The organism is Bacillus cereus group sp. BcHK124 (assembly GCF_027712065.1).
GTDB classification, from domain to species: Bacteria; Bacillota; Bacilli; order Bacillales; family Bacillaceae_G; genus Bacillus_A; species Bacillus_A pacificus.
Map to the genome: position 1 here is coordinate 1 of NZ_JAQFPJ010000028.1, position 15,129 is coordinate 15,129.

Below are 15,129 nucleotides of genomic sequence, written 5' to 3' on the forward strand. Positions count from 1 at the left end.
AAACCTGAAACAAAACCAGAGGAAAAACCAGAAGTGAAACCAGATCCAAAACCTGAAACAAAACCAGAGGAAAAACCAGAAGTGAAACCAGATCCAAAACCTGAAACAAAACCAGAGGAAAAACCTGAAACTAAGCCAGAGACAAAGCCAGAAGTACCAGCAGGCTTAGATGCTAGTTTAGCAAATGAGAAATTGGTTTATTATCCAGAAGCATTAAAAAACCCAATAGTACAGAAACAAGTATCTAGTGAAGCTCAGAGTATCATCAAAGATATTAATAGTACCTATAGTACAAGCTTAAAATATAAAGAGATTGGTGGTTCTATTGATTTATTAGATAGTAATATGTATCTACCAGAAGGTTCTATTGGAGCACAATTTTCTGTAGTTGGAAGTTCAGGTGATTTTAAAATATATTTCCTAGATAACAACAAAGCGACTGTTGAATTAGCGAAACAATGGACTACTTTACTAAGTGGCTTAAATCTAGATAAGGAAATTCAAGAAACGGTTGATGCACGAAAAATAAACAACTATGAAAAAGGAAACTATAAAATTCGCATTGGACAATCTATGGCTGATCACACAATGTATGTAGACGTTCATTCTAAATAATGATATAATAATTTATAATTATAATAAGATAAACAAATGATATGCGTGAAGGACAAACCTTACGTACCTAACCAATGGTACAGGTTTGTCCTTTTTTATGTTTTAGGGGGGGAAATAATGAAAATAAAAAGTAAACTACTGTTGGTTTGTACTTCTGTTTTATTAGCGATGCCTACAATGGTCGAGGCAAAAAATGCCGATGTACCTTTTCTGAATGGAAATGAGGATAAGTTTCTTAAGTCAAAAGATTTACAAATGCAAGGTAAATTCTATCGATTTGGAAGAGATTATGCACCACCTGGTATAGATTTAGCGTACAAAGGAGACCTTCACTATCCGGCTGTTTACAATGGTTCTTTTAGTTTTGAAAACCCACAAGCAAACTTGGTACAACGAGAAGACCTAAGTGAGCCTTATGTGCGGATTTCAAACGATGGTTATTGGAATAAGGCTGTCACAGTGGGAGATCGGATGGTTACAGAAATCGAAAGAGTGAATAATGGTGTTATATCTGATAAATATTGGGGAAATCCTAAATTTGTTTTAGATAATATAAACAGTCATGTCATTTTTAATAATACAGGTTCTGAGAATTATGGAGCATTTTACTGGATTCGTGATATAGCTTACCTTTCTGGTGGATATGCAGGTGCTGGCGGCGTAAATGGAATAAATAAATATAACCTATGGTATGTACGATCTAGTAAACCTGAAATAAAAGATTTTAAAGCTTCTAATGGTAAGAAGGATACACCTGTTAAGTTTACATTTTACGGTTTCGAGTACGTAAGTAAAGATAAAGGATATACAGAACGTGGTCCCAAACTCGATATAGGTAACCCTTATTCATCGATAGCGGGTGAACGGAATCGTGTGAAATGGCTGTTGGATATCACTAAAAATGGTGAAAAAGTGCATCATCAAGAAAATTACTTGCGCTCAACGCCACAAAAAGATAATCAAAAACCAAATGAAGGTGATGCAGGACGATTTACGAAAGAAGATATAAGGTGGCAACCTCAGATGTGTGGTCGATATACGGCAAAATTAAAAATTATTGATGGAGTTCAAAGGGACTCAAATGAGAAAACAGTTGATTTCATTGTAGATGGAAACTGTGGTACAGAAGTAACACCTAATCCAGATCCAGGTGATGAAGATGATTTTAAATATAAAATTGATTTCTCTGCTGACCGAATTGAAGGAGAAACAGCAAGAGAAGGAAAGAATATAAAAACAAGAATAGATGTATCACGTGATAATTTTAAACCGGAACGTGACCAATATAGAGCAAAGGTGAATAATAATATTAATAAATCTCAACAGGAAGTATATAGCGCTGAATCAGGTAGGGACAGTGCACAGTCTAGTTTGAGTTATTGTCGTCGTAATCCAATTCATGAGAAAGATGAAAAAGGCAATGATTACTACATTGATAGAGACTGTTCTTGGGAAGAAAATAGATTAGACGATGCTGCAAATAGGCTAGATACAGCAAGACAGAAACTAGAAAAAGAGAAAAATAAAATTAAAAAGTTAGATTCATTAGAAGCAAAATATGCAAATCCTGAAACAGTAGTCGTGCTCAAGCATAACGGACAACAAGTAGCGTCACAACAGGTAAGGTTAACTGAGGGAGAAAAGAAAACCTTGAACCTTGGCTGGCAACATAAGGGGAAAGGAACAATTCAGGCAGAAATTAACCCTGCTGGTAACCGTCTAGATATAGAAGAAACCACATACAAAAATAATCCTATTAAAACAGCTATCTATGCACCATCTCATGAAAAGGGGATGTGCGGAGTAACGAGTGTAAAAGGTGTGGTAGAAACAGTAAGTGAACGTGTGTCAAAAGAGGACACAGTGGGAGAAATGTTCTATGAAACATTAAGTGGAAGTATTGATAATTTAGAACCATCTAAGCTCCATTCGGGGTATGGTTTTTCTTATGAAGTTAATGGAAAATACAAAAATGATTGGAATACCAATTATCCAGGTGTATTTACAAAAGCAACGGCACAGTATCCATTTGCAGATGAAGGACTAAAAACAGCATATGATTTAGAGAGTGTTTCTAATAATGGCTTAACATCAAAATTCCTACCTAAAAATATGTATTTGTCTGAAGTAACAGGACATGTCTTTGATAGTAAAAGACCAACTAAGTCTTTATATTGGGATGGGAAGGAAAAAATTATTGATGGCCAACGCAAATGGTATGCGCCATTAAAAACAAAAGATGGAAAATATTCGTTCAATGTTGAAACAAACCCAGCAGGTGTGAATGAAATGAGTTTGTGCCTGACAGATGAAGTTGAAATTAAAGGTGTTGCGTACGATGATTTTAAAAAGAGAAGGGTGCTTGCGGATCTTCCATTCCCTGTGCAAACACCAGGTTGGAATTGGGTTGGAAAGGAAAATATTATTACTGATTTATCAAATTGGTACTATATGAAGAATAGAAATTAGTTAAATAGTATTGTATAATGACTTGAATCGACAAAAGTATATAATCCTTCTTGACTAGTAGCTGAATGGATAAACCAAAGGCACACCCCTTAATGGGGTGTGCCTTTTTTCATAGAAAGGGGAAATTTGAGTGGATAAAAAGAAAAAGCAGCGTGTGAGACGAGTAATTTTTCTTGGAGTAATCGCAATGATTGTATCGTTATATATTGGAAATGAATTTCAAGATCGGAATGGGACAAGTTATGCTCCTGCAGAGTATTTTGAAACAGGAACAAAATTGATTTCGTTTTAATAATAATGTCTTTATTATCAACTATCGCGGATAAATCTGCATGACATGTACAATAGTTGATGTTATAATAAGTGTAGAAGTATTATAACAATAGTTTTTGCATAAACTAAAGAAGACGAGATGCTCCAACATCTCGCCTTATGTAACTGTTACCGCAAGGTGGCTAGTTACTAAAAAAGTTTATTTTTTCTTAGAACCGCCCTTCACACGCTTGCAGGCATTTGAACCGCACCCAATTTGTTAGACAAATAACTAACAATTGGAGGTGCGGTTTTATTATGTCTAGAAAATATAAATTCGAATTAAAAAGAAATGCCGTTGAACATTATTTAAATACAAATGATTCTTTTAAAGTGACTGCCAAAAAATATCAAGTCAGTATATCGTTATTAAAAGAGTGGGTGGCACGTACTAGAGAACAAGGAATAGAGTCCTTAAACTCTAAATGTACAAGGTATGACATTCAGTTTAAAATGGAAGTATTGAATTTTATGAACAATACAGGAGCTTCGCCCCTACAAGCGGCCGCTATGTTCAACGTTCCATCTCCTCGTACCGTTAGGAAGTGGCGATCAATGCTAGAATCACAGGGGATAGATGCTCTTCGTAAAACAAGTAAGGGGTACTCCACTGTGAAGAAGAAACAGGCTATTGCACCTAAGAAAAAACAAAATATTAACTCTCAAAATGATTTACAAAAAGAAATTGAATACTTACGCATGGAAAATGCTTATTTAAAAAAGTTACACGCCTTAATTCAACAAAAACAACAATCTCTGAAAAAGACAAAGCACACATAATATATGAGTTAAGGCATGAATATAAAATTATCGACTTGATTAAAGCGGCTGAAATGGCTCGTAGTACATATTATTACTGGGTGAAACAAATGAGTCGTGAAGATAAATATAACGAGGTTAAAGAAAGTATTAAGCAGATTTTTCAGGAACACCAAGGGCGATATGGCTATAGGCGTATCACACTTGAATTACGTAATCAGGGCTATACCATTAACCACAAAACCGTCCTTCGCTTAATGAATCAATTAGGGTTAAAATCGTTGGTAAGAATCACTAAATACCGCTCTTATCGCGGGAAGGTTGGGAAGGTAGCGCCAAATGTCTTGAAGCGTGATTTCAAGGCCTCTAAGCCTAATGAAAAGTGGGTTACAGATGTTACTGAAGTTCATTTGTTTGGTGAAAAACTCTACCTATCTCCTATTCTAGACTTGTTTAATGGTGAGATTATTTCCTATAATATTGAGAAACGCCCTACATTCCTTCTAGTCGAAAGGATGTTAGATAAGGCTTTAAAATGCTTGGATAAAGAAGATACTCCTATCCTTCATTCAGATCAAGGTTGGCACTATCAAATGGATAGATATCAATATATTTTAAGAGAAAATAATATAACTCAAAGTATGTCCCGTAAGGGAAATTGCTTAGATAATGCAGTCATTGAAAATTTCTTTGGCTTATTAAAATCTGAATTACTTTATCTTAAAGATTTTGAAAGTATGGAACACTTTAGGGAAGAACTAGAGAATTATATTTATTATTACAATAATAAAAGGATTAAGGCAAAATTAAAAGGATTGCCTCCTGTAAAATACAGAATTCAATCCTTATTAGCTGCTTAAATATATGTCTAACTTTTCGGGTCCAGTTCACATTGTGGGTGGTTCTTTTCGTTTTTCGTCGCTTTTTTTGTGCTTTCTTCCAAGACGTTGATAGGTATTTACCTACTCGTTTTGCAAAAAATACAGCGACTTCTCTAGCAATTACTTTTAAAATTTCAATTGCTATCGTGAAAAGTATTTCCATGCGATCACCTCCTTTCTCCATAAAATGAAAGAGAAAGGAAAGCAACCAACCACCCTGAAATATTCAGTTACGTTATATTAATTATACCATATTTACGGGTGGGTTAATAGCTTGAAAACCTTGATATGACAATGTTTTTAAGGGTTTTTGAGGTTTGAAATCAGAGGCTTGAAATGGTAAAAATAATATTTTTTTTAGAAATGATTGACATATAACTCTATATATCATAATATTGAAATTGTAATATTAAAGAAACCAAATCCAACATTTTCATATAGACTTTAGATTAGCTAAAAGGACACACCTAAGGCGCATTATGCCATAGGTGTGTCCTTTTTTTGCGTTTAAAGGCTACATAAGGAGGAATACAAACATTGAAGCCATCTAAGTTTCAAAAGAAGCAGATTGTTGCGGTAGGTCTAGCCGCTGCAACAGTAGCGGGTATCTATGGATACAATCATTTCGCAGTAGAAAATGCTGTAAAACCAACAAAGATTGTTGTAGCCGCAAAGGATATACCTGCACATACAGAAATTAAAGAAGACATGCTAGTGGAACGAACTTTACCTGGTGATGCGATTCCCCCAAATGCATTACGTGTAAATAAAAAAGAGGTTGTAGGTAAGTGGACAAATGATGGGCAACCCATTACAGAAAATAGCTATCTCTTTAAAAACAAAGTAGTAAAGAAAGAGGAGTTACCGGACTCTGCTATTTTAAATTTGAACGATGGAGAAGTTGCTTTCCCGTTACTCGTTGATTTGGAAACAAGTTCAGGGAATAGTATTATCCCAAACACGTATGTGGACTTGTATTTCAAACAAGTTGTGAAAGAAGGGGACAATGAGAAGGTTGTCTTTGGTGGTCTGTTCCAACGTGTACGTGTGACGGCTGCAAAAGATAGCAATACAGAAGATGCATTTGTGCTAGAAAAGAAAGAATCAAAAGAGGAACAAGAAGGAAAACAAAAGCCTAAAGTAACGCGATTATACACACTGGCTGTTTCCCCTGAACAACTTCAATACTTAAATCGTGCAAAAACACTTGGAGATGTCATTCCTGTTGCAGTTGGACAAAAGGTGGAGCAAACAGGGAAAGAATTAGAACCAGCTGAAGGATTCTCACAAATATCTGATCAAAAGAACATTTTAGACTATGTAGAGAAGCATTCGACTAATCCAATTTCTAAAAATGTAAAAGAGTATGTAGCACAGTATCTGAATGAATCTAAGTAAGAAAGGGGTTATTAAGATGGAGCGGCAAACAAGAATCATTGCCTTTTATGCAACAAACGAAAATGTAGGGAAAAGCACATTAAGTATTGCGATGGCAAATGAATTAGCTCATTTAGGGAAAAAGGTGCTTTATGTTGAAGCAGACCAAGTAAGACCTAGTTTTGCGGTTGGAACTGGTCTTAGCCACGATAGTAAAAACATCTTAGAACTTGTAAGAAAAGAAAATGAATACAATCTCTCGCAATATATTTGTACCAAGCAAGATTTATTAGAGAGAAAAATGAATCCAAGGTTGATGCAAAAATTGCACGATAAGATGGATTTTCTAGTGTTTCCATCAGGTTATAACTTAGCTCAATTCCCAGAGATTCAAAACAAAGAACTGTTTGTAACGACATTTATAGAATCACTTGTAGATACAGAATACGATTCTATCATTCTATCAGTACCAACTGAATTATCTGAGGTTCTGAGTTATCCAATCCTATACCAATCAGACCTTGTAATTCATGTGTTAAACGGCAACCCTCGTGGTGCAATAGCAATTAAAAGAGAATTACAACTACTAGAAGAAGCAAAGCTAACATTGCCTCGTATGATTCATGTTTTAAATATGGGAGATGAGGATTGTGTAGAAGATATTGAAAAGCTTTCTTCCCAAAAAATTGCGGTGACAATTCCGTATGACAGGGATCGTACGAGTTATGAATGGGGGATGCAGTTTGGTTCCCCGCAAATTAATACAAAGGTCCATCACATTATGGAAGCAGCTGGTCTTGATATTCCAACCCAGCATACATCCTCTATGAAAAAGGGTCTCTTTGGTTTACGAAATTAAAAGGGAGGCAGTAGTATGTGGGGCTATTTACAGGGAAAACAAGTCGCCTTAAAGCGAAATCGAGTTGATTTATATCATTTTGGTTATATGATTCGTTCCAAATCAGCTCGAAAGTTAGGAACAACTACAGCTCAACAAATTAAAGATATCACGGATGAAATTCGTGCATTTTTAGTAAAAGACCATCGTGATATTTTAAGCGAATCTTTTATGAATAAAGAAAAGAGAGCAGCTGTAGAACAAATCATTAAAAGCTTTCTATTAAGTAATCAAGTCGTCATTTCAGATGTACCTTCTGAACAATTATTAAATATGGTATGTGATGATATTGTGGGATTTGGAATTATAGAACCTTTAAAAGAAGATCAGGATGTAACCGATATTTATATCAATGGTACAAAAGAAATTATTTACGAAAAAATTGGAGAGGGAGAGTTAACATTCCCTTACCGATTTGAGACGGAAGAAGAGGTAAAGGCTTTAGCCTATAAGATGGTAAATAGTACGTCAGAGTCATTAAATACAGCAAAACCATATGTGGACTGCGTGTTTCCCTATATCCGTATCAATATTGCTTTAGATGAACTTGGGGGACTCGGGACAACAATAACGATTCGTAAGAATGCAGATCATCTTCGTGCTTCTGAAGAGCGAATGTTATCTACTAATCAAGCGTCAAAAGAGATGTTGGGCTTTTTGGCTGCAGCCGTGAAAGCCAAAATGAATATTCTAGTCGCTGGAGCAACAGGGACAGGGAAATCAGAGTTTATGAAATTTCTTGCTTCTCATATTCCGAAAGGAAAGAAAAAAGAACGTACTCTTGTAGTAGAAGATAACCCTGAATTATATTTGCATCGAATTTTTCCAGAACATCACTTTGTTCCGATGCAATGTAGGGCATCGGAAGTAGAAGAAAATGCAATTGATTTTGATAGATTGTTAACGAATGCACTACGTCAAGGACCAAAGCGATTAATTGTAGGGGAATCGAGGGGTAAAGAAGCATTAAAAATGATTAACTTTTTCCAAACAGGCCATCCTGGCTTTACCTCTGTCCATGCAAGAAGTGCCATAGAAGCAGTCAGACGTTTAATGCTCATGTGTCTGCAAAGTGGTGCGAATATTGATGCCCAGTATTTATATGAATTAATTTCACAGACATTCGATGTGATTGTCTTTTTAGAAAAGAAAGATGATGGGAATCGTTATATTACAGAGATGATTGAATTATTAGATTATCGAGGTGATATACAGTTTAATGAACTTTCTCAGTTTATCCCGACATACGAGGAACAGGATGAGATAAATGAAAACATAGGAAAAATTCATGGACAGCACATTATTACAGGGAAAATGTCAGCTAAATTGGAGAAAAAATTCCGTTCTGCTACTTCTGTAAATCCAGCTCTTTATGCACCGTTCCTATCACAACAGGAGGTGCAGTATGCATAGTTTGTTCGCCTATGGATGTATATTATTAATCTTTATTAGTGTAGTATTACTTGTTTTACTTTTTGCAAAATCTAAAGGTTCTGCACTTTCCCAATTTGTACAAGAAAATGAGAAAGAAGAAAGGCGCTTGGAATTAAGGAATATTAAAGGCATACGAATGTATCTTCCACAATCTGTTATCCAAGAAGCCCAAAAGTACGAGTGGAAATTGACGAAAAGCATGTACTGGGTATATACGATTCTTTCCGGAATGAGTATAGCAGCAATATTCTACTTCTCCTTTGGAAGAGATCCTTTTACACTGATTTCTGCTTTATGTGGATTTTTAGTTCCGAAATTTCTTCTCTATCGAAGAAAAAAACGTTACTACTTAGTTGTCATTGACCGTCTTTCTATTTATATGAAGGCAGTAGCGAATGCGCTTCAAATTAGTAATAACGCTAAACGCGTGTTAGTACAAGTAAAGCCAATGATGCACGAGAGCATTCAAGAAGAAATAGAAAAAGTTTCTCTTTTATTAGAAGGTGGAACTACAATGCACCGTGCATTTAAAGGATTCAATGAAACTTTTAATTTTAGAGAATTGGTTTTCTTCCATGAAATGTTGGAAGTGTGTAGTCGAGAAGGCGGATCGAATTCAGTACAAGTCTTATTAGATATTGCAGAAGATTTCGAAAAACAAAAGTTATATTTGGCAAGATTACGTTCTAGTTTGTCACAAGCACAACGTGCGTTTGTACAGAATTGCTTAATCGTGATTGCCATGCCGATTGTGATTATGTTGATGTCAAAAGAAGCATATGGATTTGTAGCAGGCTCTATGATGGGGAAAATTGCATTAGCGGTAAATATGTTCATTGTATTTTTCTTAGCGACCCGTGTAGAAAAGATTGCAAATTATAATCCAACAGAAAGAGGGGAATAAATTGGCTACGATTCTAGCTTTAGTGGTATTCGTTGTCATGTACTGGGTATTCTCTACCTTTCTACAAAGTAAAAAAGACAGCGGTAGCCTACTTACAAACTATGTAGAAAATGCAAAACGAATTGAAAAAAAGAATTTAAATCAAATGATGCTCGCTCCCTTCCAGTCGCTATCACATAAGTATCTGACAGAAGAAAAGAAAGAGCTGATCCAGAAAAAATTAGAAGAAGCTGGTTTGGATACGAAACCAGAAGAATATTTGAAAATGAAGGTAGCATATCCCATCATTTTCACCTCTGTTTTCTTGATATGTACAGTGTTTCACGATTACTACTTATTTAAAGTGGGCGTTTTGATTTCACCACTGCTTTATTTCTATCCAGATTATCTATTAAAGATAAGAATCAAGCAGGCGATAGAAGCAAGGAAGTTCGAATTACCGGAGTATTTAATTCCTATGCTGCAGTTGTTAAAAACACATACAACATTAGAAGCAGTAAAAAAGGCGCAGATATATGCTGGAAGACATCTTCGACCGTATGTATCTACACTTACAGCGGAATTAGAAATGTATGCGGGTTCGGATCAACCATTTAGAAACTTTGCAGCAGCCTTAAATAGTCCAGAAGTTAATACTTTTACGATTGCGTTACAACAAGCACAAAAAACGGACAAGGTACAAAGTCTTCGTATTATGGATGCACAGATTAAAATGATGCGTGAGTTAAAACATGAGAACTATAACCGTCTCATTCAGAATAAGCCAATGGAAATGAATAAATTTAACGTTGCGCTTATTGGATGTATGCTTACTTCTCCGATGGTCATTCTTATTCAATCCTTAATGCAAGGATTTGCAAGTATATAGAAAAACATTATTCAAAATGGAATAGGTAAAGGAGCAAAATATATGTTAACGAAAATGAAGAATTGGTTAAAAAATGAAGACTCACAATTATCATCAGAAAATGGTATGTTAATCGCCTTGGCGGTAATTATTGTGCTAGTAATTGGACCATTTGTATGGAAAGCAATCCAAGGTGGCTATGATACAATTCTAGCTCGATTCACAAAAGCATCAAGCAATGCAGATGTGAATACATGGAACAAGTAATAGAAGTTTTAGATGAATGATGCTTATTACGTATAGATCAAATAAATGGATAAGGGAGATTCAATCATGTTAGGAAAAATGAAGAATTGGTTAAAAAATGAGGATTCACAGTTATCATCAGAAAACGGTATGTTAATTGCCTTGGCGGTCATTATCGTATTAGTAATTGGACCGTTTGTATGGAAAGCAATCCAAGGTGGTTATGATACGATCCTGGCAAGATTCACAAAAGCATCAAGCAATGCGGACGTGAATTCTTGGAATAAGTAATAAAAGATTTTAATAGTTAAGTTCTTATTTTAGTAAATTCTTAAAATTGATATATAAAGGAGACGAAATGCAATGTTAGCAAAAATGAAAAATTGGTTAAAAAATGAGGATTCACAGTTATCATCAGAAAACGGTATGTTAATTGCCTTGGCGGTCATTATCGTATTAGTAATTGGGCCATTTGTATGGAAAGCAATCCAAGGTGGTTATGATACAATTCTAGCTCGATTCACAAAAGCATCAAGCAATGCGGATGTAGATTCTTGGAACAAAAAATAAATTTTGTTTGAAAATAAGAGGGGGCGTGTTTTATATAGCTCCCTCCTTTTAAAACATAAGGAGGTACTATGATGAGATTTAGTAAAGTGATGATTCCCACATTAGCAACATTAGCCCTTGGTATGTCACTAATGGGTACACCTGCAAGTGCAGCAACAACAGCTGATACAAAACTAAATCAAAGTATAACAGGTGGGGAACATAATATTGCTGTTACACCAGTTAGTAACTTTAACGCGGTAACACTAAGTGGAGAAACACAAGTGACACATGCAAATCCTGGTGTACTAACAGTGACAGATGCAACTGGTTCTGGGAATGGTTGGAGAATCAATGTAAAAGCAGATCAATTTAAAGTGAGTGGAGATGCAAAGTCAAATCGGACACTTCCAAAGGGTTCCTTAGTTTTGAATAGTGGTGGTGCTGCTATAACGAAAGTTGGAGGGACAAGTTCACCAAATCCGGAGTTTAAAACGACTAACTTTATTATAGATACTGATAATCAAGTTACGATTTTAAGTGCGAAAAAAGATGAAGGTATGGGGAAATATAATGTTAGTTTCAATGATAAGTCTCTAGCTTTAACGTTAAATCCACATAGTACGTATGTTGAGAATAAGGCTGGTGCTACATCATATGAGTCAAAACTGACATATTCTATTGTAACAGGACCTTAAAAGAAATTTATCATATAGAAGGGAATCACGTATGTATGATTCTCTTCTGTACATAGAAAGAAGGGGCAGAATGAAAAGCTATGTATATAAAATTTTAATTAGTATTTTGGTTGTGATTATATTCATTTTAAGTATAAGCTTAAAACCTTTTAAAGTAGTTTATGCAGAAGAAAAACAAGATAGTTTACCATTTGATGTAAGCATTCATGTCCCGGATAATCAACTAGGTGATATAAAAAATTATTTTAATTTACAGGTGAAAAAGAAACAGAATCAAACAGTAAAAATGGATGTACACAATAAAGCTAATACTCCAATCAAAGTCAATGTAAAAGTTGCTAACGCTCTCACCTCTACAAACGGAGGTATTATGTATGTACCAAATCGTGAAGTCTCACAAAGTATATTAACAGATACAGATTTCTATATGGATCAGTATGTACAAGCTCCTGACGCTGTTACTTTAGAGGGGAATCAAACGAAAACTATAGAGGTACATTTAACGACACCAAATCAAGCTGGAGTATTTTTGGGTGGATTATTATTTGAGTTAGCGCACGATACTAAAGGACAGAAGCTTGAAAAGGACGGATTGAACTTTTCTGTACATAATCGCATTGAATATGCGGTAGCAATACAATTGAATAGTGAAGAGACTGAAAATTCAGTTAATAAAACACCTCTTAAACTAAATGGCACAACTGTTGAATCTTATCCAACACAACCACAAGTCCATGCACTTATTCAAAATACAAATGCAAATATTGTAAGGGATGTAGCAGTTTACTATGAAGTTATATCCCAGGATAACGTTCTGTTTCATGGTAATATTCCAGCATTCAATGTAGCTCCAAAATCTAAGGTAGGATTAGCAATCCCATGGAAAGCGAAAGAATACAAAGATGGAAAGTATACACTAAAAGTCACTATAAAAGAGAATGGTATACCAAAAACATATACAGAACAGATACGCATAACTGCTTCTAATGTGACAGAGTATGCGGAACAAACAGGTGCAATAAAAGTGTTGCCTGGATATTCTAATCAAATATATATAATAGCCGCAGGTGTTTTCATATTAGTTATTTCAATGTTTGTATTTGTATGGTGGAGAAAGAAACATGAAAATCAGAAGGAGCAAAATAAGGCAGCATAGATAGCATAAAAATGGAATGGGGGAGGAAACAGTGAAATGGGGGAAGGTTCTTACTTCGATCATACTTTTAGGTGTATCGTGCTTAATTAGTGATTCAAAAGATAACTATGTATTAGCTGATCAAATAGTAAAACAGCAAAGTGGTATTCCAACACTCACTGCAAGTGGAAAAGAAAATGAAGTGAAGCTAGAATGGGCGATTGATATCTTAGAGCAGGACGTCTTATGGAAAATTGATTTTAATAACCCCAAAGACGTTAATTTGATGAGTGGTTGGGGAGAGTTTTACGGAAACGGGAATCAAAGTTTACAATCTGAAGTCTTTTATCCAAATGGTACAGATACTAGTGGATACAAGGTATTTGATACAAAATCGGGAGGGAATCGTGTCTTATATCCTTATACAGTAAGAGAGAGTTCCATTGCTGTTTTTAAGCGATTAAACGTACCTAATAATGCTTATATTTCAGCAACATTTAAAGCGAAGTCACAAGGGTTAGGGAGAATTAGTTTCTATGGTGATGGAAGCTGGGAAACAGGGAGAGAATTTGACTATTATAACGCTACTGTTTTAAAAGATGTTCCAGGTGGTTCAAAAGAAATAGAAATTAGTAATATCTCTTTGTTTCCAGAGAGGGAACCGGGTACCAACATACCAAGGGATAGAAGACATATAACTTCGGATATAAACAAAGATGTGTATCAAGATTCCCCTATGATTGAAAAGGTAATACCGTATCAGGATGGTTCTGGAAAGGGAAAGATAATATTAAATAGTCCTATTGTGACCCCGATGAAACAAGGTGATCGCCTAAAAACAAGAAAATGGGCAGCGCCTATCCAATTACCAAATAATCGTACGATCACAAAGAATGATTCTAATAAAGATATAAATGGATGGTCTACGTTTAGTATGAATACTCAAGTTGCAAATAATCCGTTTTATATTACCGAGCAACGAGGCGTAACTTTTTATATGCTTGCTTATTCAGAAGGGATTACCTATGTGGATGAGTTAAAAGTGGGATATGCATCGGAAGCGGAAGTATACAGGGGGAATCAGCAAATATATAAGGGCAGACTCTCTGACTATGTAGATAAAGAAGCAAAAGATCAGGCAGTGCCAACAACACCTGAAAGCTTTCAATTTGAAAATAGAGAACTGAAAGAAACTAAAGTAACGTTTGCCCCTGCTAAAGATGAAGGGAGTACCTATCATTATAAAATTCGTGGAGTTGGCAGGAATGGCGTTTCGGATTTTTCTAAGGAAGTTCCTGCAACTGTAACAAGTGGCGTAAAGGGATATGAATTTGTAGTGAACGATAAAGCAGATACATCGCTTGATAAAGTGAGTGGTGTTCAATTTACAAACCAGACTAGCATTCAGTTTCCAACTGATTATGCCAATCCACAATATGTACATATCCGAACAGTAGATAAAGCTGGGAATAAAAGTGTAACGAAGCATATTGCTACAACACAAAAAGGACGAGTAGACATGCTTACTGTTCCTAAAAGTGTAGAGTTTACTCCTATTCAACTAAATGGAGAAAAGCAAAATTCATTTGGTACATTAGGGAAACTCATGATACATGATAGTCGAAATCAAGCGGATGGATGGAAACTGAATATGACTATTTCTCCATTTACAGAGTCGAACATTGCAAAACAATTGCCAAAGGGTTCTCTATTCATAAAGAATCAAGTGAGTGTAACAAAATTAAAGGGGCCAGAGACAGGGAAACCTATTGTACAGATTCCAAATACACCTATTGATAATGGGGCAGCACACACTATTATCCGGGCTTCGAAAGATGTAGCAATTGGAGAATATCAACTCGATTTTGGTCTAAATGGATTGTAACTGCAGTTAGATCCAGGGACAACTTATGTAGGGAAGAATCGGCAAGCTACTTATACTTCTACGGTCACTTGGTCTCTAGTGAGTGGACCGTAAGAATTTATCAAAACAGAAAAAAAGGAG

The 15,129-nt window shown here is 35.4% G+C and carries 13 protein-coding genes and 2 pseudogenes; all 15 read left to right on the forward strand.

The window, feature by feature from the left end; translation table 11 throughout:
• Positions 1–615: pseudogene (locus PDK19_RS24675) on the forward strand (S-layer homology domain-containing protein); the annotation flags it as partial.
• Positions 616–732: 117 nt separating this feature from the next.
• A complete protein-coding gene (locus PDK19_RS24680; RefSeq protein ID WP_000695235.1) occupies positions 733–3,084 on the forward strand; it encodes a hypothetical protein in 2,352 nt (783 codons plus the stop codon).
• Between the two features lie 130 nt (positions 3,085–3,214).
• Positions 3,215–3,376 carry a hypothetical protein gene (locus PDK19_RS24685; RefSeq protein WP_000358425.1) on the forward strand — a complete coding sequence of 54 codons (162 nt, stop codon included), beginning with the start codon at positions 3,215–3,217 and terminating at the stop codon, positions 3,374–3,376.
• Positions 3,377–3,654: 278 nt separating this feature from the next.
• Positions 3,655–5,015, forward strand: a protein-coding gene (locus tag PDK19_RS24690; protein WP_085963576.1) for an IS3-like element ISBce15 family transposase whose coding sequence is annotated in 2 segments (ribosomal slippage) — positions 3,655–4,111 and positions 4,111–5,015 — 1,362 coding nt in all. Because the reading frame shifts where the segments join, the coding sequence is not laid out codon by codon here.
• Between the two features lie 558 nt (positions 5,016–5,573).
• On the forward strand, positions 5,574–6,434 hold the full coding sequence (cpaB, locus tag PDK19_RS24695; RefSeq protein ID WP_000804794.1) for a Flp pilus assembly protein CpaB: 861 nt from the start codon (positions 5,574–5,576) through the stop codon (positions 6,432–6,434).
• 16 nt (positions 6,435–6,450) lie between these two features.
• Positions 6,451–7,272 (forward strand): AAA family ATPase, encoded by an 822-nt coding sequence (locus PDK19_RS24700; protein WP_000442124.1) that lies wholly within the window; start codon positions 6,451–6,453, stop codon positions 7,270–7,272.
• A gap of 15 nt (positions 7,273–7,287) precedes the next feature.
• Positions 7,288–8,724, forward strand: a complete 1,437-nt coding sequence (locus tag PDK19_RS24705; protein WP_000264621.1) for a CpaF family protein — start codon at positions 7,288–7,290, stop codon at positions 8,722–8,724.
• Positions 8,717–9,649, forward strand: coding sequence for a hypothetical protein (locus tag PDK19_RS24710; RefSeq protein ID WP_000555803.1), 933 nt, complete (start codon positions 8,717–8,719; stop codon positions 9,647–9,649). Before PDK19_RS24705 ends, PDK19_RS24710 begins: the two co-directional genes overlap by 8 nt.
• A gap of 1 nt (position 9,650) precedes the next feature.
• A complete protein-coding gene (locus PDK19_RS24715) occupies positions 9,651–10,517 on the forward strand; it encodes a hypothetical protein (protein ID WP_000201160.1) in 867 nt (288 codons plus the stop codon).
• A 42-nt stretch (positions 10,518–10,559) separates the two neighbouring features.
• Positions 10,560–10,763 (forward strand): hypothetical protein, encoded by a 204-nt coding sequence (locus PDK19_RS24720; RefSeq protein ID WP_000956355.1) that lies wholly within the window; start codon positions 10,560–10,562, stop codon positions 10,761–10,763.
• 66 nt (positions 10,764–10,829) lie between these two features.
• On the forward strand, positions 10,830–11,033 hold the full coding sequence (locus PDK19_RS24725) for a hypothetical protein (protein WP_000900859.1): 204 nt from the start codon (positions 10,830–10,832) through the stop codon (positions 11,031–11,033).
• A gap of 72 nt (positions 11,034–11,105) precedes the next feature.
• Complete coding sequence (locus PDK19_RS24730; protein WP_000879954.1) at positions 11,106–11,312, forward strand: hypothetical protein; 207 nt, start codon at positions 11,106–11,108, stop codon at positions 11,310–11,312.
• Between the two features lie 71 nt (positions 11,313–11,383).
• Positions 11,384–11,989 (forward strand): WxL domain-containing protein, encoded by a 606-nt coding sequence (locus PDK19_RS24735; RefSeq protein ID WP_001212542.1) that lies wholly within the window; start codon positions 11,384–11,386, stop codon positions 11,987–11,989.
• 70 nt (positions 11,990–12,059) lie between these two features.
• Complete coding sequence (locus tag PDK19_RS24740) at positions 12,060–13,145, forward strand: DUF916 domain-containing protein (RefSeq protein ID WP_000844611.1); 1,086 nt, start codon at positions 12,060–12,062, stop codon at positions 13,143–13,145.
• Between the two features lie 31 nt (positions 13,146–13,176).
• A pseudogene (locus PDK19_RS24745) lies at positions 13,177–15,102 on the forward strand (WxL domain-containing protein).
• The last annotated feature ends 27 nt before the right edge of the window (positions 15,103–15,129 follow it).